The 19,493-nt window shown below is 74.7% G+C and carries 17 protein-coding genes; 4 read left to right on the top strand and 13 right to left on the bottom strand.

Translation table 11 applies throughout. The features are described from left to right. Nucleotides 1–51 precede the first annotated feature (51 nt). Nucleotides 52–759, top strand: a complete 708-nt coding sequence (locus ACFVU3_RS17595) for a DUF5995 family protein (RefSeq protein WP_390067058.1) — start codon at nt 52–54, stop codon at nt 757–759. Here ACFVU3_RS17595 and ACFVU3_RS17600 read toward each other — a convergent pair. From ACFVU3_RS17600 to ACFVU3_RS17610, 3 genes are all read right to left on the bottom strand, one after another. Next, on the bottom strand, nt 737–2,368 hold the full coding sequence (locus tag ACFVU3_RS17600; RefSeq protein ID WP_390067060.1) for an alpha/beta hydrolase: 1,632 nt from the start codon (nt 2,366–2,368) through the stop codon (nt 737–739). The genes ACFVU3_RS17595 and ACFVU3_RS17600 overlap by 23 nt on opposite strands. 306 nt (nt 2,369–2,674) lie before the next feature. Continuing rightward, nucleotides 2,675–4,375, bottom strand: a complete 1,701-nt coding sequence (locus ACFVU3_RS17605; RefSeq protein WP_390067062.1) for a flavin monoamine oxidase family protein — start codon at nt 4,373–4,375, stop codon at nt 2,675–2,677. Nucleotides 4,376–4,428: 53 nt separating this feature from the next. Then, nucleotides 4,429–5,235: a carbon-nitrogen hydrolase family protein gene (locus tag ACFVU3_RS17610; protein WP_390067063.1), complete on the bottom strand. Its 807-nt coding sequence runs from the start codon at nt 5,233–5,235 to the stop codon at nt 4,429–4,431. A gap of 286 nt (nt 5,236–5,521) precedes the next feature. Here ACFVU3_RS17610 and ACFVU3_RS17615 point away from each other — a divergent pair, with 286 nt between their 5' ends. Then, nucleotides 5,522–6,070, top strand: a complete 549-nt coding sequence (locus ACFVU3_RS17615; RefSeq protein WP_390067065.1) for a Repetin — start codon at nt 5,522–5,524, stop codon at nt 6,068–6,070. A 10-nt stretch (nt 6,071–6,080) separates the two neighbouring features. Here ACFVU3_RS17615 and ACFVU3_RS17620 read toward each other — a convergent pair whose 3' ends face one another. Beyond that, nucleotides 6,081–6,536 carry an Lrp/AsnC family transcriptional regulator gene (locus tag ACFVU3_RS17620; RefSeq protein ID WP_043223665.1) on the bottom strand — a complete coding sequence of 152 codons (456 nt, stop codon included), beginning with the start codon at nt 6,534–6,536 and terminating at the stop codon, nt 6,081–6,083. Between the two features lie 10 nt (nt 6,537–6,546). Next, nucleotides 6,547–8,013, bottom strand: a complete 1,467-nt coding sequence (locus ACFVU3_RS17625; protein ID WP_390067067.1) for an amino acid permease — start codon at nt 8,011–8,013, stop codon at nt 6,547–6,549. A gap of 344 nt (nt 8,014–8,357) precedes the next feature. Here ACFVU3_RS17625 and ACFVU3_RS17630 point away from each other — a divergent pair, with 344 nt between their 5' ends. Beyond that, complete coding sequence (locus tag ACFVU3_RS17630; protein ID WP_390067069.1) at nt 8,358–9,353, top strand: GDSL-type esterase/lipase family protein; 996 nt, start codon at nt 8,358–8,360, stop codon at nt 9,351–9,353. A 139-nt stretch (nt 9,354–9,492) separates the two neighbouring features. Here ACFVU3_RS17630 and ACFVU3_RS17635 read toward each other — a convergent pair whose 3' ends face one another. The 7 genes from ACFVU3_RS17635 to fmt all read right to left on the bottom strand — a co-directional run bounded on the left by ACFVU3_RS17635 (nt 9,493) and on the right by fmt (nt 16,441). Beyond that, nucleotides 9,493–10,935 carry a GuaB1 family IMP dehydrogenase-related protein gene (locus tag ACFVU3_RS17635; protein ID WP_390067071.1) on the bottom strand — a complete coding sequence of 481 codons (1,443 nt, stop codon included), beginning with the start codon at nt 10,933–10,935 and terminating at the stop codon, nt 9,493–9,495. A 65-nt stretch (nt 10,936–11,000) separates the two neighbouring features. Then, a complete protein-coding gene (locus tag ACFVU3_RS17640) occupies nt 11,001–11,369 on the bottom strand; it encodes a barstar family protein (protein ID WP_390067073.1) in 369 nt (122 codons plus the stop codon). Further along, on the bottom strand, nt 11,356–11,811 hold the full coding sequence (locus ACFVU3_RS17645) for a ribonuclease domain-containing protein (RefSeq protein WP_390067075.1): 456 nt from the start codon (nt 11,809–11,811) through the stop codon (nt 11,356–11,358). Before ACFVU3_RS17645 ends, ACFVU3_RS17640 begins: the two co-directional genes overlap by 14 nt. A gap of 237 nt (nt 11,812–12,048) precedes the next feature. Then, nucleotides 12,049–13,107, bottom strand: coding sequence for a sugar-binding transcriptional regulator (locus ACFVU3_RS17650; protein WP_390067077.1), 1,059 nt, complete (start codon nt 13,105–13,107; stop codon nt 12,049–12,051). A gap of 121 nt (nt 13,108–13,228) precedes the next feature. Continuing rightward, nucleotides 13,229–13,912: a ribulose-phosphate 3-epimerase gene (gene rpe / locus ACFVU3_RS17655; protein WP_390067079.1), complete on the bottom strand. Its 684-nt coding sequence runs from the start codon at nt 13,910–13,912 to the stop codon at nt 13,229–13,231. A 96-nt stretch (nt 13,913–14,008) separates the two neighbouring features. Beyond that, nucleotides 14,009–15,421: an RsmB/NOP family class I SAM-dependent RNA methyltransferase gene (locus ACFVU3_RS17660; protein ID WP_390067081.1), complete on the bottom strand. Its 1,413-nt coding sequence runs from the start codon at nt 15,419–15,421 to the stop codon at nt 14,009–14,011. Nucleotides 15,422–15,508: 87 nt separating this feature from the next. Continuing rightward, complete coding sequence (gene fmt / locus ACFVU3_RS17665; RefSeq protein ID WP_390067083.1) at nt 15,509–16,441, bottom strand: methionyl-tRNA formyltransferase; 933 nt, start codon at nt 16,439–16,441, stop codon at nt 15,509–15,511. Between the two features lie 224 nt (nt 16,442–16,665). Between fmt and ACFVU3_RS17670 the strand changes: the two genes are divergently transcribed. After that, nucleotides 16,666–17,181 (top strand): hypothetical protein, encoded by a 516-nt coding sequence (locus ACFVU3_RS17670; protein WP_390067085.1) that lies wholly within the window; start codon nt 16,666–16,668, stop codon nt 17,179–17,181. A gap of 72 nt (nt 17,182–17,253) precedes the next feature. On the opposite strand, the gene ACFVU3_RS17675 is transcribed toward ACFVU3_RS17670, so the two are convergent. Next, entirely contained in the window at nt 17,254–19,401 is a 2,148-nt protein-coding gene (locus ACFVU3_RS17675; RefSeq protein ID WP_390067086.1) for a primosomal protein N', read from the bottom strand. Between the last annotated feature and the right edge of the window lie 92 nt (nt 19,402–19,493).

The raw sequence follows: 19,493 nt of genomic DNA on the forward strand, positions 1-19,493 counted from the left end.
GCCGGGCCCGGCGGACTCCCTCCCGGGCCCGGCGGCTGGGAGTCTGCCCCCATGGCGCAGACCCAGTGGACGGATGAACGGATCGGGCAGTTCGTGGCGGTCGACCCCGTGGTGGACCGGATGCGGTCGCTGCGGGCGGCCTGGCACCCGGCCGACGGGGTCGCCGTCTTCAACCGGGTGTACCTGACCGTCACCGAGGAGATCGGCCACGCCATCGAGGCGGGCACCTTCGAGGACCGGCGGGCGGCCACCACGCTGGACGTGCGCTTCGCCGAGCGGTACCTCGCCGCCGTCGACGCCCACGCGGCCGGCGGCCCCGGCCCGGCCTGCTGGCGGCCCCTCTTCCACTACCGCCGCCACCCCGGCGTGACCCCGCTCCAGTTCGCGCTCGCCGGGATCAACGCCCACATCGGGCACGACCTGGCGCTCGCCGTCGTCGACGCCTGCCACACCCTGGAGTGCGGTCCGGCGGACCTGGAGGACGAGTTCGACCGGGTCGGCGACGTCCTCGTCCTCCTGGAGGAGCGGATCCGCGAGGAACTGATGCCGGGCCCGGACCTCCTGGAGATCGCGGACCCGCTGACGCATCTGCTCGGCTGCTGGAGCCTGGACCGGGCCCGTGACGGCGCCTGGCTCGCCGCCCGCTCGCTGTGGCAGCTGCGGGCCCTGCCCGGCCTCGCGGGCGAGTTCACCGAGCGGCTCGACCTCTCGGTCGGGCTGGTCGGGCGGATGCTGCTCACCCCGCTCGCCCGCCCGTGAGGGCACCGGTGGGCCCGTGAGACCCCGGTCCGCCCGTGAGGGCACCGGCCGGCCCGCGGGAGCTCCCGCCGGGGAGCCGGCGCAGCAGGAACTCCTCGGCCGCGCGGGCTCCGGCCTCGCTGCGGCTCTGGGTGGAGTGACCTGCCCCTTCGAGGACGACGAGTTCGGCGCCCGGGGTCGCGGCGGCGAGGTCACGGGCCCACCGCACCGGCGTCGACAGGTCCCGGTCGCCGGCGAGGAGCAGCACCGGCATGGTCAGGGTGGAGCGGGGCGCCGGGCGGTTCGGGCGCGAGGCCGGCCAGGGCAGGCAGGTCCGCGGAATGCCCTGGGCTCCCGCGGTCTCCCGCGGGAAGGGCCAGACCCGCGACGGCTCGATCTTCCGCACCGCCCGCTCCAGGGCCTCCTCGCGTCCCCCGGCCGGAGCGGAGGCGTCGCCCCAGGGCCAGCGCGAGTCGGCGCAGAGCGTCGCCGCGTGCAGCCCGGAGCTGAACTCCGAGGGGGGCTCGCCGGACGGCGCGGAGAACTCGGCGACGAGGGCGTCGAGGCGCGACCGGTCACCGGTGGCGGAGGCGTGCAGGGCGTCCAGGACGCCGAGGCGGGGGTCGTCGAGCTTCGGGTCGACGATGCTCGCGATGACGAGCAGGTGGAAGACGCCGGCGCCGTTGCCGTCGCGGCGGACGACCGCCGCCAGGTCGCGGGCCGGGTCGAAGCCGCAGCGCTGCTCGCGGCAGGCGGTGCGCAGCACCGTGGCGGAGTGGCCGAGGGCGTCCTCGTACAGCACGCCCGCGCCGTCGAGCGGGACCACGGAGTCGAGGACGAGGCCGCGCACCCGCCGCGGGTGGGTGAGGGCGTACTGCCCGGCGGTGAACGTGCCGTAGGAGACGCCGTCGAGCGTCCAGGAGCCGGCCCCGAGGGCGCGTCGCAGGTCCTCCAGGTCGGCGACGGTGTCGGCGGTGGTGAAGAAGTTCCGCCGCGCGCCGAGGGCATCGGCGCAGGCGGTGACGGCGCCGCGGCTGGGGGCCACGGTGTCGCTGCTGCCGACCTCCTTCTGGAGCGCGGGGCAGTCGAGGGCGGCCTCCCCGGTGCCGCGCTGGTCGATCATCACGAGCCGGTACCGGGCGAGGGCCTTCGGGAGCCGGTCGCGGATCCGCCGCACGAACGGGACGCCGGGCTGGCCGGGTCCGCCGGTGAGGAGGAGCAGGGTTCCCCCGGGCGCGTCGGCCGGGCCCAGGACGGCGGTGCGCAGGGTGAGGGTGCCGGGCACGGCCCCCGTGCGGTCCAGCGGTACGGCCAGGTCGGCACAGGTCACGTCGGCCTGGCCGGGGCAGGGGCGCGGGTCGGTGAGCCGGGGTACCGCCGCGGGGCCGGTGCGGCCGGCCGCCGGTGCGGGACGGCCGTGGTCCGGGACCGTCGGGACGGAGCGGCCGGTGCCGTCGGCCGTCGGGGCGGAGCGGCCGTGGTCCGAGGCCGTCGGGGCGGAGGCTCCGTCGCGCGGGACCGCCGGGGCGCCGGGGGGCGGGGTGAGGGCCGCGCCCGGGGCGGAGACCGCGCAGGCGACGGCGGTCAGGGCGGCCGCCAGGAGCGTGCCGGCTCTGGTCGGTGAGGTCATCGTCGTGTCCCCCGGACGGAAGGCGGGGTGCCGCCCCGGTCCGGCGGGCACGGCACCGGCCGGGTCCCCCGGCCGCCGCCATCCTGCGGCCGGACCCCCGCCGGGGCGTGGGACATGCCTGCGCGATCCGCGAGAAGACCCCGTACGGCGCTGGGCGCGTGGCCCGTACGGCTGCGGCGGACGCGCGCGGCACGGCACGGCACGGCACGGCCGGCGAAGCCGTACGCGTACGAGAAGGGGGCGCACCGGGCCGCCCCCCCTCCGGGGTCGGATCCCCGCCGGGGGGCGGCTCGCACGCGGAGGGGCTCAGTCCTCCGGCAGCTCGACCGGGGCGATCTCCTCGTAGACGTCGCCCGGGCCCGGGTTGGTGCCGTCGGTCGCGCCGCCGAAGTGGTGCATCACGCCCCAGACCGCGTTGAGCGCCGTCTGCACCGCGCCCTCGGCCCAGCCGGCCGTCCACGAGATGTCGTCGCCGGCGAGGAAGATGCCGCGCTTGTCCTCGGGGAGGCGGTCCTGCATGAAGTGGGTGAAGAGGCGCCGCTGGTAGCGGTAGTGGCCCGGCAGGTTGGCCTTGAAGGCGCCCATGAAGTAGGGCTCGTTCTCCCAGGAGACCGTCACCGGGTTGCCGATGATGTGCTTCCGGATGTCGACCTTCGGGTAGATCTCGCCGAGCGACTTCAGCATGACCTCCATCCGCTCGTTCGCGGAGAGCGGCAGCCACTTCAGGCTGTCGTCGCACCACGTGTACGAGAGGCAGATGACGGCCGGCTTGTCCGGGCCGTCGTCCAGGAGGTACGTGCCGCGGGTCATCCGGTCGGTGAGCGTCATCGACATGACGTCCCGGCCCGTCTCCTCGTCCTTGTCCAGCCAGAACGGCCGGTCCACCGGCACGAACAGCTTCGAGGACTCCATGTAGTGGGTGCGCTCGATCGCCGTCCAGTGGTCGATCGGGAAGAGCGAGTCGTCGCAGGCGATCTTGGAGAGCAGCATCCAGGACTGGGCGGTGAAGATCGCCGCCTGGTAGGTGCGGATGTCGCCGGAGGCGTCGGTGACGGTGATCCGGTTGCCCGCGGTGCGGTTCAGCCGGGTGACGGCGGGCTTCGGCAGGCCGCCCTCGTGCAGGGAGGCCAGCGAGGTGCCCTGGGCCCAGTGGATGATCTTCTCCGGCTCGCGCTCCCACAGGCGCAGCGGCAGCTGCTGCGAGCCGCCGACGATGCCGCGGTGGTGGTCGTCGGCCTCGGTGTAGACGACCCGGAGGATCTCCAGGATGGAGTTGGGGAAGTCAGTGTCCCAGCCGCCCGTGCCGAAGCCGACCTGGCCGAAGATCTCGCGGTGCCGGAAGGACTTGAACGCCTCGGACTCGCAGAGGAAGCCGTAGAAGGTCTGGTTGTCGAGCTTCTCGACGAGCTTCGCCCAGATCTCGCGGATGCGCGGGACGTCCCGCTCGCGCATGGCGCGGTTCATGTCGGAGAAGTCGGCGCCCTCGTCGAGGCACTTGTTCCAGGCGGCGGCGACGTCGCGGTAGACCTGCGGGAGGTCGTCGACGGTCTCCGCGTAGTGCGACTCGCCCTTGAGGTCGACGACGGTCGAGGGGGTGGCCTCGGCCAGCGGGTTCGGGAACGGCGACGTCGTGAGGCCGACGAGGTCGATGTAGTGCTGGAGGGCGGTGGAGGAGGGCGGGAAGCGCATGGCGCCCATCTCCGCCGTCAGCCCCTCGGTCTCCGGGCCCTCGAAGCCGACCGTGCGGAGCCGGCCGCCGATCTGGTCGGCCTCGTAGACGACGGGCTTGAGGCCCATCTTCATCAGCTCGTACGCGGCGATGATGCCGGACAGGCCGCCGCCGACGACCGCGACCTCGGCGCCGTGCTCGGTCGCGGGTATCTGGCCGAGGCCGGCCGGGTGGGCCAGGAAGTCGTCGTAGGCGTACGGGAAGTCCGGGCCGAACATGGTGATCGGCGGCTGCTGCTCGTCGGCGTGCTCGACGGCGTTGGGCACGGTGGACGTCATGGGGTACGGACTCCTTGCACGGAAAGCGGGTGGGAGGAAGCGGAGGGGGCGGCTCAGACGAGGGAGCCGTAGAGGCCGGGCCTGCGGTCGCGGAGGTACGGGTTCTCCGCGCGGGAGGCCGCCAGGAAGGCCGTGTCGGCGTCGCCGATCACCAGGTCCTCGCCCCGGCCGGCGCGGGCCCGGGCGGTGCCGTCGGGGCCGGCGAGGACCGAGAGGCCGACGAACTCGAAGTCGCCCTCGGAGCCGGCGCGGTTGGCGTACGCGATGTAGAGCTGGTTCTCGAAGGCGCGCACCGGGACCACCGACTCGGGGACGATCTCGGCGGGGTGCATGAGGGCGGTCGGCACGAGGAGGAGGTCGGTGCCGGCCAGCGCCTGCGCCCGCACGTTCTCGGGGAACTCGACGTCGTAGCAGATCATCAGGCCGACGGTGAGGTCGCCGACGCGGGCCTGGACCAGGGGCTGGTCGCCCGGGGTGAACCACTTCAGCTCGAAGTCGCCGAAGAGGTGGGTCTTGCGGTAGTGCGCGAGCGGGGCGCCGTCGGCGCCGAAGAGCGCGGCGGCGTTGTAGATGACGCCGTGCCGCTCGGTGTCGCGCTCCGGGTAGCCGTAGCCGACGGCCAGGCCGTGGCGGGCGGCGATCTCCGCGACCGCGCGGGCGGAGGGGCCGTCGGCCGGCTCGGCCAGGCGGGCGATGTCGGCGCCGATGGCGTAGCCGGTGAGGAAGAGCTCGGGGGCGAGCAGCAGGCCCGCCCCGGCGGCCGCGGCCCGTCCGGCGGCCTCGTCGAGGATCCGCAGATTGGCGGTCACGTCACCGAGCCGGCCGGAGCTCTGGAGCAGGGCGGTGCGCAACGCGGGCATGGTGAGTCCTCGTGGGGGCGGAGGGGAGGGAGGGGTGTCTCCGGGAGACGTCCAAAACGGTACGGTTCCGGGCTCTGCCCGGACAAGACGGGACCGTTGCGGACCGACCGTCGAACCGTTGCGCGATGTACGACCTGAGCGGCGATTCGTTGCGCGGCGGTCAGACCGGGGGCGTACGCGCTCCGCGACCGGCGGCGTACCCCCGGATCGTCCGCCGGCGCGACGACCGGGCGGGGCCCGGGCGGAAGAGTGGTGGGCGTCCGATCGACCTGCCGGAAGGACCGCCATGAACCGCCGTACGAAGATCGCCGCCGCCGTCGCCGCCCTGCTGATCGGCGCCGGAGCCACGAGCGCCGCCACCGCCTCGTCGCCCGCGCCGGCGGAGGGTCCTCGCGAGGCCGCCGCGCTGACCGGCACGGCCAAGCTGTTCCGGCCCGCGCCGGCCGACGACGACATCACCTTCAGCTTCGACGCTCACCTGGCGCACGAGAACCGGGCGGACCCGCAGGCGGCGACCGGCACGTTCCGGTACAGCCACTACACGCAGGGGAAGGGGGGCTACGCGGTGGCGAAGGTGGACTGCCTGGTCACCGGCGGCAAGGTCGCCGTGGTGACGGGGGTGGTCTTCGACACCGACGTCAAGGAGCTGCGCAAGAAGCGGGTCGGCGTCACGGTGCACGACCTGGGCGGGCAGGACCGCCTCGGGTACAGCTGGGTGGGGCGCGACACGAACCTGAAGGTCCCGCCGTGCCTGAGCTCGGCCCCGTTCGAGACGGTGAAGGCCGGGACGGGCGACTTCGACGTGGTCCCGTGGGAGCCCCCGTACCAGCGGTAGTCCCGTCAGGTCAGGCGGGCGAGCCCGAGGAGAAGCGCCGCAGCAGCGGGGAGAGCACCAGGACGGACTTGGTGCGCTCCACGAAGGGCTCGCCCGCGATCCGCTCCAGGACGCGCTCGAAGTGGCGCATGTCGGAGGCGAAGACCTGCACGACGGCGTCCGCGTCGCCTGTGACGGTCGACGCGGACACCACCTCCGGATACCGCTCCAGACCCCGCCGGATGTCGTCCGGCGAGGTGTTGTGGCGGCAGAAGATCTCGACGAACCCCTCCGTCTCCCAGCCGAGCGCCGCCGGGTCCACCCGTACGGTGAAGCCGGTGATGGCGCCCTCGGCCCGGAGCCGGTCCACGCGCCGTTTCACCGCGGGCGCGGAGAGACCGACGAGCGAGCCGATGTCGGCGTAGCTGCGGCGGGCGTCCTCCGCGAGGGCGTGGACGATGCGTTCGTCGAGGTCGTTGAGTCGCACTACGGGTGGGTCACTTCTCTGCGTCGGTGGCCAGTCGGGAGCGGCGCATGCCGTACAGGAAGTAGAACACGAGGCCCACGGCCATCCAGGCACCGAAGTACACCCAGGTGATCAGGTCGAGGCTGTACATGCTGTATCCGCAGCAGAGGAAGCCGAGGACGGCGAAGACCGGGCCGAACGGGACCTTGAAGGAGCGCTCCATGTCGGGGCGGGTGAAGCGGAGCACCACGACGGCGACGTTGACCAGGGCGAACGCGAAGAGCGTGCCGATGCTGGTGGCGTTGACCAGCTCGCCGAGCGGGACGACGGCCGCGAGGCCGCCGCAGAGCAGCGAGACGATGAGGGTGTTGGTGCGCGGGGTGCCGGTCTTCGCGTCGACCTTGCCGAAGACCTTGGGCACGAGGCCGTCGCGGGACATCGCGAAGAGGATGCGGGTCTGGCCGTAGAGGACGGTGAGGACCACGCTGGCGATGGAGATCACGGCGCCGGCGGCGAGCAGGGTGCCCCAGAAGCTCTGGCCGGTGACGTCGTTCATGATCGCGGCGAGCGTGGCGTCCGTGCCCGCGAACTTCTTCCAGTCCCAGGCGCCGACGGCGACGGCCGCGACGAGGACGTACAGCGCGGTGACGATGACGAGCGAGAGCATGATCGCCCGGGGCAGGTCGCGCTTGGGGTTCTTGGCCTCCTCGCCGGCCGTGGAGGCGGCGTCGAAGCCGATGTACGAGAAGAAGAGGATGGCGCCGGCGGCGCCGACGCTCCCGATGCCGAGCGGCATGAAGTCCGCGTAGTTGCCCGACGTGAAGCCCATGAAGCCGACGGCGCAGAAGAGCACCAGGGCGGCGATCTTCACCACGACCATGATCGTGTTCGCGCGGGCCGACTCCTTGGCGCCGCCGAGCAGGAACAGCATCGCGAGGACGACGACTATCAGCGCCGGCAGGTTGAAGACGCCGCCGTCGCCGGGCGGCGCGCTGAGCGCGTCCGGAAGCGTGACGCCGATCGTGCCGTCGAGCAGCTCGTTCAGGTACTCGCCCCAGCCGACGGCCACGGCGGCGACCGAGACGCCGTACTCCAGCATCAGGCACCAGCCGCACACCCAGGCGACGAGCTCACCCATCGTTGCGTACGCATACGAGTAGGAGGAGCCCGCGACGGGGATGGTGCCCGCCAGCTCGGCGTACGAGAGCGCCGAGAAGAGCGCGGTGAGACCGGCGAAGACGAACGCGAGCGTCACGGCCGGGCCGGCCTCGGGGACCGCCTCGCCGAGGACGACGAAGATGCCGGTGCCGAGGGTGGCACCGATGCTGATCATGGTCAGCTGCCACATGGAGAGCGAGCGGCGGAGGCTGCCGCCCTCACCCTGACCACCCTCCGCGACCAGGCGTTCCACCGGCTTGCGGCGGGTGAGGGAGGTCAGGACGGTGGTCTTGCGGGCGGTCGTGTCCTCGACCGGTGGGGCTGCGCCGTGATCCAGCACTGCGGAGGCTCCTTATCGCTGCCTGTCGGGTGGGACGGGGACGGCGACGGACGCGTTCCGGGTGCGCGGGCATGCCGAAGCAGCCCACGGGGGCAGGAAGTCCGCCGAGCAGGCGGTCCCCGCCACTCCTGGTACGAGGGATGAGCCTAGCGCTCCGCTTCGCATCCGTAATGCAGTGTTGTTGCGCAGTGGCAGATGATCATTGCGCACTTCGGGCGCGGACGGGGAAACATTGCGCGCCCCCGCATGAATCGACACATCGGGGACGGGTCGGATCCGGCGCGTGCGCCTTGACTCCTCGGCCCCCGTGGACGACCCTGCACGCGGCCGATCGGAGGTGCCGTGTGAGCTGGCTGGAGCCCGAACCCTTTCTGCGGGGCACGGCATGGCGGGACGGCGACCGGCCCGTCCGGGCCGACCCCGCCGACCTGGAACGCCTGCCGTGGGACATCGCGGAGCGGGCCGCGCTGCCGATCGGGGTGCGGGTGGAGTTCCTGGCCGCGCCGGGCACGACGGCGGTGGAGCTGCGGTACCGGGCGGCCGTTCCGCCGGCCGGCGACGCGCTGCGGTCGCTGCGGCACGCGTTCGCGCTCTGGCAGGGCCCGCGATGTCTCGCGGAGGTCTTCGCGGAACCGGCGGCGGAGGCCACCGTACGGCTCCGGCTCCCGCCGGGCGGCGGAGAGTTCACCGTCCACCCGCCCGAGGCCCAGGCGCCCGTCGTGCACGCCCTGCGCGCCGTGGACGGGGCCCTCTCCCCCGCCCCCCGACGGCCCCGCTGGCTGGTCCAGGGCGACTCGATCACCGAGGGCTGGTGGTCCACCCGGCCCGCCCACTCCTGGCCCGCGGTCGCCGGGCGCGCGCTGGGGCTCGATCCGGTCAACCTCGGATACGCGGGCGGGGCGCGCGGTGAACTGCCCCTGGCGGAGCAGCTGTCCCGGCTGCCGGGCGAGCTGATCACCCTCGCGTTCGGCACCAACTGCTGGGACCGGGCCCCCGCGACCCCGGAGTGGCTGCACGCGACGGTACGGGCCTATGTGGGCCTGATCCGGCGGGGACACCCCCGGACACCGCTGCTCCTCGTCTCGCCCGTGCTGCGCCCCGCCGCCGAGCACACCCGCAACGCCCTCGGCGCGACCCTCACGGAGCTGCGGCGGGCCATGGAGCGGGCGGTCCGCGACCTCGCGGCGGACGATCCCCGCCTCCTGCTGCTCCCCGGGCGTCCGCTCCTGGGTCCGGAGCACCTGGCCGACGGGCTCCACCCGAACGACGAGGGGCACGCCCGGATGGCGCGGGCGGTGGCCGCCGCGCTGCGCACCTCCGGGGCGCTGCCGGCCGGCTGACGGACGGCACGGCGGGGGCCTGGGGGACGACGGAGCCCCCGGGAGCGGTGCTCCCGGGGGCTCTCGCACGGGCGGCGATCAGGCGGCTCCGGCCGTCGGCTCAGCCAGCGCCAGGGGTCGGCTCAGCCGGTGCCGGAGGTCAGCTCCAGCTGGCGTGCAGCGGCTTGCCCTCCGCGTAGCCGGCGGCGGACTGGATGCCCACGACGGCCTTCTCCTCGAACTCGGCGAGCGAGCCCGCACCGGCGTAGGTGCAGGAGGAGCGGACACCGGCGATGATCGAGTCGATCAGGTCCTCGACGCCCGGGCGGGACGGGTCGAGGAACATCCGCGAGGTCGAGATGCCCTCCTCGAAGAGCGCCTTGCGGGCGCGGTCGTAGGAGGACTCGTCGGAGGTCCGGTTGCGGACGGCGCGGGCGGACGCCATGCCGAAGGACTCCTTGTAGGCGCGGCCCTGCGCGTCCGTCTGGAGGTCGCCGGGGGACTCGTAGGTCCCGGCGAACCAGGAGCCGATCATCACGTTGGACGCGCCGGCGGCGAGCGCCATGGCGACGTCGCGCGGGTGCCGGACGCCACCGTCGGCCCAGACGTGCTTGCCGTACTTCTTCGCCTCGGCGGCGCACTCCAGGACGGCCGAGAACTGCGGGCGGCCGACACCGGTCATCATGCGGGTCGTGCACATGGCACCGGGGCCCACGCCGACCTTGATGATGTCGGCACCGGCCTCGATGAGGTCCTTGACGCCCTCGGCGGCGACGATGTTGCCCGCGACGATCGGGACCCGCGGGTCGAGCGCCCGGACCGTCCGGATGGCGGAGATCATCGACTCCTGGTGCCCGTGGGCGGTGTCGATGACGAGCGTGTCGACGCCCGCGTCGAGGAGCAGCTTGGCCTTGCCGGCCACGTCGCCGTTGATGCCGACGGCGGCGGCGATCCGCAGCTTGCCGTCCGCGTCCACGGCCGGGGTGTACAGGGTGGCCCGCAGGGCGCCCTTGCGGGTGAGGATGCCGGCCAGCTTGCCGTCCGCGTCCACGGCGGGGGCGTAGCGGCGGTTGGCGCCGTCGAGGGTGTTGAACGCCTCGCGGGGGTCGATGTCCGCGTCCAGCAGGAGGAGGTCCTTGGACATGACCTCGGAGAGCTGGGTGAAGCGGTCGACGCCCGTCAGGTCGGCGTCGGTGACGACGCCGACGGGGCGGCGGTGCTCGTCGACGACGACACCGGCCTCGTGGGCCCGCTTGGGCAGCAGGGCGAGGGCGTCGGCGACGGTCTGGTGCGGCTCCAGCACGATGGGGGTGTCGAGGACCAGGTGGCGGCCCTTCACCCAGGAGATGACCTCGGTGACGACCTCGATCGGAATGTCCTGGGGGATGACGACGAGGCCGCCCCGGCGGGCGACGGTCTCGGCCATGCGGCGGCCGGCGATCGCGGTCATGTTGGCGACGACCAGCGGGATCGTCGTGCCGGTGCCGTCCGGCGCGGAGAGGTCCACGGCCTGTCGGGAGCCGACGGCCGACCGGCTCGGCACCATGAACACATCGTCGTACGTGAGGTCGTACGGCGGCTTGACGTCATTGAGGAAACGCACGTGCTGACATCCCAGTCGTTCGGATCGGCCCCTAGGCATTTCAGCCAGGGGAAAAAGCACGTAGTTCATTCTCCCACGCCGGGTGCGCGGGACGGTGCGGGCGGATCGTCCGAGCCTTGCGCGGGGGTGCTTGTGCGATCCTCCCAACCACCGAGCGAGAGGAGGACCGCGAGGCCCTGACGACTGGTGCGGGCCGCCGCGGAGAAGACCTCCTGCGCGAGGGCCCAGTCGTCGGGTTCGGCCTCCGCATAAGCGTGCCAGCCGGTCACCACGATCGCCATGGGTGCGCGCAGATCGGCGAGGCAGTCGGCGAGGGCGTCCCAGTTGCGCCCGAACCAGACGGGCAGCGGCAGGGCCCGGACGCAGCGGTCCATGAAGGCGGTCTTCTCCGTGACCCCGTGCAGGTCGAGGACGACGGCGTCATCGAGTGCCATCCGGGACCACCTCCCGGAAGCTCTCGTAGTGGTCGTCGGTGTAGTACCTCTCCCCCGCGCCGCCGGTGACGACGCGGCGGGCCCCGCGGTCCCGCTCCCCGGGGGTGCGGACGGTGTACTCGTGGTAGTAGCCGCGCTTCCGGCGCGGCAGGATCCGCTCGAAGTTGGAGAAGACGGCGCCGTCCCTGGCGTACGGGAAGGGCCCGCCGGCGCGGATCAGCCGGAGGGTCTCGCGCGCCTGGGGCGGCAGCTCCGCCTCGCGCACGGTGGGCAGGCCGGAGGCGCGCGACGCGGTGGCCGAGGGGGCCGGGGCGGCGGCCGTGGCGGTGCGGGACGGGGCGGCGGTGGCGGTGGGCGTGCCCGTCCCGGCGGAGCAGCCGGTGAGGAGCAGGGACAGCCCGGCCAGGAGGGCGAGGCCCAGCCGGACGCAGCGAGCGATCATGCCCCGATGCTGTCACCGCCCGCCGCGAGCCGCCGGGGGACGCGCCCGGGGCGCCCGAAGCCCCGGCCCGGGGCGCCCGAAGCCCCGCCCGGGACGCCCGAAGCCCCGCCCGGGACGCCCGGGCGCCTGGGGACCCACCCGTGGACATCTGGGGCGTCTGGGGACCCGCCCGGGGCGCCGCCCCCGGGTACGCCGGAGGGCGCCGGCCGTGTGCACGGCAGGCGCCCTCCGGTGTCGTCAGCGGACCTCGGTGCCCGTGTCCGGGTCCTTCCGGTCGAGCGCCGGGCGCGTGCCCGGGCTGAACTCGGTGAGCAGGTAGTCGGCGGCCGAGCGGTCGGTGACCAGGCTGGTGACGAGACCGGAGCGGAGCACCGCGCCGATCGCCGCCGCCTTGCGCTGGCCGCCCGCGATGGCGACGACCTCGGGGATCCGGCGCAGCCGGTCCGCCTCGACCGTGATGCACCGCTCGCCCAGGTCCCGCCCGACCCGGCGGCCCTCGGCGTCGAAGAGGTGCGCGGACATCTCGGCGGCCACGCCCAGGGAGGCGTAGTGGGCGCGCTCCTCCTCGGACAGCATGTCGTGGACGGTGGAGATGCCCGGCTCCCAGGAGCCGATGGAGACGCAGGCGACGGTGACCTTGTCGAAGTACTCGAAGGCCCGGGCGATGCCGGTCTGGCTGCGCAGGGCGGCGGCCGTGGCCGGGTCCGGCAGCAGCATGGGCGCGTAGATGGGGTGGGCCTCGCCGCCGGAGACCTGGGCGGCGCGCCGGACCGCCTCGACCGAGCCGCGCTCGGCGGTCCCGGCGTCGTACACCCCGGTGAGCTGCACGACCGTGCAGGGCGGCAGCCGGTCGAGGGCGGCCGCCATGTGGATGGTCGAACGGCCCCAGGCCAGGCCGAGGACGTCGCCCTCGGTGACCAGCTCGCCGAGCAGGTCGGCGGCGACCTCGCCCAGGTTCTCCGGGTCGGGCGACTCGTCGTCCTCCGCCGGGGACTCCACCACGACCGCGTGCCGGAGCCCGTAGCGGGCGCGCAGCGCGTCGGAGCGTTCGGCGTCCAGCTCGGCCGGTACCCGGATCTCGATGCGTACGAGATCCCGCTCCAGAGCGGTCTCCAGGACCCGGGCCACCTTGAAGCGGCTCACGCCGAACTCCTCGGCGATCTGGATCTTGGACTTCCCCTCCAGGTAGAAGCGGCGCGCCATGGCCGCCGCCTGCACCAGCTCCGCGGGGCCCATCCGCAGGGCTGATCGTCCCGCCGACATTCCCGCCACCGCGATCTCCTCACTGCTGTTCACGCACCGCTGTCCACGATCCGTGTTCGTTCACACTCTGGACCCGCTGTTCATCCTGTCAGAAACGGCGGGCCTTGATCAGTCCTGTCGGCGGTCCGTCGGACCGCGTTCACCGGCCGGAGGCTCAGTGGCCACATGCCCACGCGGCACCGGCCGTGGCGGCGTCCGCCTGGGCCCGCAGCGCGGCCACCGCGGCGGCCGGGTCGGCCGCCCCGTAGACCGCCGAGCCCGCCACGAAGACGTCCGCGCCCGCCTCGGCGCAGCGCTCGATGGTGGACTCGGAGACGCCGCCGTCGACCTGGAGCCACAGCTCCAGGCCGTGCTTGGCGATCAGCTCACGGGTCCGGCGGATCTTGGGCAGCATGATGTCGAGGAACGCCTGGCCGCCGAAGCCGGGCTCCACGGTCATGATGAGCAGCATGTCGAGCTCGGGGAGCAGGTCTTCGAAGGGCTCGATGGGGGTGGCCGGCTTGAGCGCCATGGAGGCCCGGGCGCCCTTGGCACGGATCTCCCGGGCGAGCCGCACGGGCGCGGCGGCGGCCTCGACGTGGAAGGTGACCGAGCCGGCGCCGGCCTCGACGTACTGCGGTGCCCAGCGGTCCGGGTCCTCGATCATCAGGTGGCAGTCGAGGGGGGTGTCGGTCGCGCGGCTCAGCGACTCGACGATCGGCACGCCCAGCGTCAGATTGGGCACGAAGTGGTTGTCCATGACGTCGACGTGCAGCCAGTCGGCGCCGCCGACGGCCTTGGCCTCGTCCGCGAGGCGGGCGAAGTCTGCGGAGAGGATGCTGGGATTGATCTGCGCCATGTGCCAAGCCTGCCACGTTCTTGGGGACTTCTTTGCCGCGAACCGGTCCGGGATCGTTCCGGCGCCGGACGTACTGGTACGGACCAGCGGAAACCGTCAGGCGGTCCGGCGGATCAGCGCCAGATACATGGCGTCCGTACCGTGCAGATGCGGCCACAGCTGGACGTCGGGACCGTCGCCGAGCCGGTCGACGCCGGGGAAGAGCGGCCGGGCGTCGATCAGCTCGGCGCCGCCGGTCCGCTTCAGGACGTCGTCCACGACCACCCGGGTCTCCGCGAGGTGCGGCGAGCAGGTCGCGTAGCCGACGACGCCGCCGACACGGACCGCCCGCAGCGCCTCGGTGAGCAGCCCGCGCTGGAGCGGGGCGAACCCGTCCAGGTCCTCGGGGCGGCGGCGCCAGCGGGCCTCCGGGCGGCGGCGCAGGGCGCCGAGCCCGGAGCAGGGCACGTCGACCAGGACCCGGTCGAAGACGCCCTCGCGCCACGGCGGACGGGTGCCGTCGGCGGCGATGACCTGGTACGGGCCGGGGTTGCCGGCCAGCGCGCGCTCGACCAGCCGGGCGCGGTGCGGCTGCTTCTCGGAGGCGAGCAGGGCGGCGCCGCGCTCGGCGGCCAGCGCGCCGAGGAGGGCGGCCTTGCCGCCGGGGCCGGCGCAGCCGTCGAGCCAGCGGGTGTCGGGGCCCTCCAGGGGCGCGTTCGCCAGGGCGATCGCGACGAGCTGGCTGCCCTCGTCCTGGACGCCGGCCCGCCCGTCCCGCACGGCCTCGATGGCACCGGGCTCGCCGCCCTCGGTGAGCCGCAGGGCGTACGGGGACCAGCGCCCCGGCTCCGTCTCGGCGGCGCCGGCCAGTTCCTCGACGGTGGCCCGGCCGGGCCGGGCGACGAGGGTGACCTCGGGCCGCTCGTTGTCGGCCTCCAGGAGCTCCTCGATGCCGGCGCGGCCGCCGCCGAGCGCGTCCCAGAGCGCGGAGACCACCCAGCGGGGGTGGGAGTGCATGACGGCGAGGTGGTCCTCGGCGTCCTTCTCGTACGGCGGGGCGACCTCGGCCAGCCAGGCGCCCATGTCCTGCCGCGTGATCTTCCGCAGGACGGCGTTGACGAACTTCGCGCGGCCCTCGCCCAGCACCACGCGGGCCAGCTCGACCGTGGCGGAGACGGCGGCGTGCGGCGGGATCCGCGTCCCGAGGAGCTGGTGCGCCCCCAGCGACAGCACGTCGAGGACCGGCGGGTCGACCTCGCGCAGCGGCCGGTCCACACAGGCCGCGATGATCGCGTCGTACGTCCCCTGGCGGCGCAGCGTCCCGTAGACCAGCTCGGTCGCGAGCGCCGCGTCCCGGGCCTCGAACCCCTCCTTCTCGCGCGCCTTCCGCAGCAGCGGCGGCAGCACGAGGTTGGCGTACGCGTCCCGCTCGTCGACCGCCCGGAGCACCTCGAAGGCGAGCATCCGCACGGGATCCTTCTTGGGCCGGCGGTGGGGCTTGGGGGGACGGCGACGTGCCTGCTCGCTCAAAGGTGCTCCGCGTGAGGAAAGAGAGGGTCGAACCCTCCCAGCCTACGTCGCCGCCGGAGCACCCCGTCCCCCGCGGACGGCCGCCGGTCAGACGCCCAGCCGCTCCCCCGGGGCGATCCGGACGCCGCGGGCCCAGTCGGCCGCCTTCATCGGCTTCTTTCCCTGGGGCTGCACCCAGAGGAGTTCGACGCCGTACGAGCCGGTGCCCGCGTGGACGTTGTTCTTGCCGGCCGCCAGCTCGCCGGGGGCGAGGTCGGTGCGATCGGGGACGGGGGCGACCTGGATCAGCTTCAGGCGCTCGCCGCGGAAGACCGTCCAGGCGCCGGGGGCCGGGGTGCAGCCGCGGACGACCCGGTCCACGCGCAGGGCGGGGGCGGCGAAGTCGACGTGGGCGTCCTCGACCTCGATCTTGGGCGCGAGGCTGATGCCGTCGGGGGGCTGCGGGACGGCCTTGAGGGTGCCGTCCTCGATGCCGTCCATGGTGGCCGAGAGCAGGCCGGCGCCCGCGAAGGCGAGCCGGGTGAGCAGGTCGCCGCTGGTGTCGGTGGGGCGGATGTCCTCGGTGATCACGCCGTAGACGGGGCCGGAGTCGAGGCCCCGCTCGATCTGGAAGGTGCTGGCGCCGGTGACCTCGTCGCCCGCCATCAGCGCGTGCTGGACGGGGGCCGCGCCGCGCCAGGCCGGGAGGAGGGAGAAGTGCAGGTTGACCCAGCCGTGCGCCGGGATGTCGAGGGCCTTCTGGGGCAGCAGCGCGCCGTAGGCGACGACCGGGCAGCAGTCCGGGGCGATCTCGCGCAGCCGGGCGAGGAAGTCCTCGTCGCGCGGGTGCGCGGGCCGCAGGATCTCGATGCCCTCCTCCTCGGCCCGCTGCGCGACCGGGCTGGCGACCAGCCGCCGGCCGCGGCCCGCGGGCGCGTCCGGCCGGGTGACCACGGCGGCGACCTCGTGGCGGCCGGAGGCGAGCAGGGCGTCCAGGGCGGGGACGGCGACCTCGGGGGTGCCTGCGAAGACGAGCTTCATGGGTGGCGACTGCCTGTCTGTCCGGGGGCGTTACGGGCGACGCACCAGTCTAGGCGGGAGTGACGGAGGGGGCGTACGCGACGGCGAGCGCCCCGCGCATATGCGTGTACGCCCCCGCAGCGTGACCCAACTCCCGGTGGCGCGTTGGTCAAGAGAGATTGACCGTATCGGGCCGCCGTCCCCCTGCGGCCCGCCCTTCCATCGCCGGTTCGAGAGGCTTTCACATGGCCGACCACGCAACCCACGACGCCCAAGCCCGGGCGAGCCTGCACCTGTTGGTGCGGGACATCGAGCGGGTCCGGCGGCAGGTGGACGCACTGCGCACGCTCACGGCCCAGCTGGGCAATGTCTACCGCCCTCGCCGCTCCGGCCCGTCCACGGGCTTCGTCGTCTACGGCCGCGCGCCCGCCCCCACCGTACGGCTCGCCCAGGAGCTCCGCGACAGCGTCGAGACCCTGGTGACCGCCGCCGTCGAGTTCGACCGCTCCCTCGGCTTCTCCTGGGACGCCGTGGGCTCCGCGCTCGGGGTCACCAAGCAGGCCGTCCACCGCCGCTACGGTGCCCGCCGGGCGCCCCAGCAGCCCTCGGCGGAGCCGGAGCGCGCCCCCGATCCGGGCGTGACCCGGACGATCCCGTCGGTGCCGGCGGCCCGTTCGATGCCGCCGCAGCCGACCTCGGGGAGCGCCACCCTCCGCGACGAGCCCCGCTCGCCCGTCTTCCCCAGCCCGCGCAACGGCTGACCTCGCGGAGCCGACGAGCGGCCGCCACCCCCGGGCCGAAGGGGGCGGCGGCCGTCGTCGTGCCCGGGCCGCTCAGCCGATGTCCGGCGGGTCCACCCTGATCCGGACGGTGTCCCCGGTGCCGCGGGCCTGGCGGCTCGCGCGGGCGTGCTTGAGGGCCTGGGCGAGGGCCGCGCCGCTGCCGGGCGGGACCCGGACCAGGGCGCGGTCCCACTGCTCGCCGGGCGGCGGGTCGCCGGGCCTGCGGGCGGCCCCGGGGCGGACGACCGGGAGCGGCACCGGGCCGAGGATCTCCGCGTCCATGGGCAGCGCCGCCGCGCCCAGGAAGGTCGCCACCGACTCGGGCGGCCCGCTGACCGCGGCCATCCGGGAGACCGGCGGGAAGCCCAGCTCGGCGCGCTCCGCCAGCTCCCGCTGGGCGTGCCCGACCGGGTCCCAGCGGACGAGGGCCTGCACGGGCCGGAGCGTCGGCTCGGCGACGACCACGACGGTGCCGCCCTCGGACTGTCCCCGCACCAGCGAGGCCGCGTCCATCCAGCGGCGCAGCGCCTCCTCGCCGGCCCGCAGGTCGGGGCGGCCGAGCAGCGCCCAGCCGTCGAGCAGCAGGGCCGCCGCGTAGCCGCCGTCGGCGACCGGTTCGGCGCCGGGGGTGGAGACGACGAGGGCGGGGCGGTCCGGGACCCGGTCCAGGACGTGGTCGCGGCCTGAGGTCCTTACCGGCACGGCGGGGAAGGCCCGGCCCAGCTCCTCCGCGGTCCTCCGGGCGCCGACCACCTGGGCGCGCAGCCGGGTGGAGCCGCACGCCTCGCAGTGCCAGGCGGGGGCCTCGCGCCCGCACCAGCCGCAGTGCAGCTCGCGCTGGTCGGGGGCCTCCAGCGGCCCGGCGCAGTGCCGGCAGCGGGCGGGCGTCCGGCACTGCTGGCAGGCGAGCCGGGGCACGTACCCCCGCCGGGGCACCTGGATCAGGACCGGTCCGGTGCGCAGCCCGTCCCGGAGGGTCTCCCAGGCGAGCGAGGGCAGCCGCGCGGCCCGGGCGGCCTCGTCCCGCGCGAGGAGGTCGTCGCCGACGGTACGGACGAGGGGCGCGGCCCCGCGGACCTGTTCGCGGCTCGCGGCGAGCGGCCGGGCCCAGCCGGACTCGACGAGCTGGGCGGCCTCCACGGTGCAGCCGGTGGAGCCGAGGAGGAAGGCGCACCGGTCGTGCGCGGCGCGCAGCAGCAGCACGTCGCGGGCGTGCGGCTGCGGGGCGTGCGGGTCGCTGTGGCTGCCGTCGCCGTCGTCCCAGATCACGACGAGGCCCAGGTCCTCGACCGGCGCGAACATGGCGGCGCGGGTGCCGACGACGGCCCGCACCGCTCCGCGCCGGACGGCGAGCCACTGGCCGTACCGCTTCTCGGGCCCGGCCTCGGCGGTGAGCACCGCGTGCCGCCCCTCCCCCAGGACACCGGTCAGCGCCGCGTCCACCCGCCCGACGGCCCGCCCGTCGGGCACGACGACCAGGGCACCGCGCCCGGAGGCGAGGGTGGCGGCGACCGCGCGGGCGATCTCCTCGGCCCAGTGCGGCCCCGGCAGCGCCGTCCAGACGGCCCGGGGCGCTCCGCCGCCCGCCAGCGACTCCAGGAACGCCGCCCCCTGCTCGTACCGCCCCCAGGTGCCCGGCGACGGCTGCGGGGGCGGCGGCAGCGGCGCGGGCGAGGGGCGGCGCTCGGCGGCGGCGCTGCGCGGCGGCACGGCGAGCTGGAGCACGTCGGCGAGGCTGCCCGCGTACCGGTCGGCGACGGCCCGGCAGAGCGCCAGCAGCCCGGGCCCGAGCACCGGCTCCGGCGAGACCACGTCGGCGAGGGCGGCGAGCGGCCCGGAGTAGTCGGAGGCGGCCCGCCGCTCGACGAGGAACCCGTCGATCAGCCGCCCGCCCTCGCGCCGCCCGCCCCGCACCTGCCCGGACCCGGCACCGAACCGCACCCGGACCCGCACGCCCGGCCGGGCGACGGCGTCGAGCTCCTCGGGCACGGCGTAGTCGAAGAACTGGTCGAGGTGGAGCGCCCCCTTGTTCACCACCACCCGGGCGACCGGCAGCTCCTTGGCGAGCGCGGCGTCCCGCCACGTCCGCGGCTTGGCCCGCGGCACCTTCGCCTTCCGCACGGTCTCCCGGATGAGCGCGAGCTGCTCAGGCCCCTCCGCGCCCCCGGCCCCCGCCTCGTGCCCCTTCTCGCTGCTCACAGCCCCATACCTACCAGACGGCTCGGACAGCGGGCGGACGGCGGAAGCCCGGCGCCCCCTGGGGGGTGCCGGGCTTCCGTGGCCGTGCTGCC

The sequence above is a fragment of the Streptomyces sp. NPDC058052 genome (assembly GCF_042885515.1).
GTDB lineage: Bacteria > Actinomycetota > Actinomycetes > Streptomycetales > Streptomycetaceae > Streptomyces.

Bases quoted from the DNA above. Each gene is read 5' to 3' on its own strand.
- ACFVU3_RS17610 (WP_390067063.1), bottom strand. From the start codon at position 5,235: ATGCCCGCGTTGCGCACCGCCCTGCTCCAGAGCTCCGGCCGGCTCGGT.
- fmt (WP_390067083.1), bottom strand. From the start codon at position 16,441: ATGAAGCTCGTCTTCGCAGGCACCCCCGAGGTCGCCGTCCCCGCCCTG.
- ACFVU3_RS17595 (WP_390067058.1), top strand. From the start codon at position 52: ATGGCGCAGACCCAGTGGACGGATGAACGGATCGGGCAGTTCGTGGCG.
- ACFVU3_RS17605 (WP_390067062.1), bottom strand. From the start codon at position 4,375: ATGACGTCCACCGTGCCCAACGCCGTCGAGCACGCCGACGAGCAGCAG.
- ACFVU3_RS17670 (WP_390067085.1), top strand. From the start codon at position 16,666: ATGGCCGACCACGCAACCCACGACGCCCAAGCCCGGGCGAGCCTGCAC.
- ACFVU3_RS17640 (WP_390067073.1), bottom strand. From the start codon at position 11,369: ATGGCACTCGATGACGCCGTCGTCCTCGACCTGCACGGGGTCACGGAG.
- ACFVU3_RS17600 (WP_390067060.1), bottom strand. From the start codon at position 2,368: ATGACCTCACCGACCAGAGCCGGCACGCTCCTGGCGGCCGCCCTGACC.
- ACFVU3_RS17615 (WP_390067065.1), top strand. From the start codon at position 5,522: ATGAACCGCCGTACGAAGATCGCCGCCGCCGTCGCCGCCCTGCTGATC.
- rpe (WP_390067079.1), bottom strand. From the start codon at position 13,912: ATGGCGCAGATCAATCCCAGCATCCTCTCCGCAGACTTCGCCCGCCTC.
- ACFVU3_RS17645 (WP_390067075.1), bottom strand. From the start codon at position 11,811: ATGATCGCTCGCTGCGTCCGGCTGGGCCTCGCCCTCCTGGCCGGGCTG.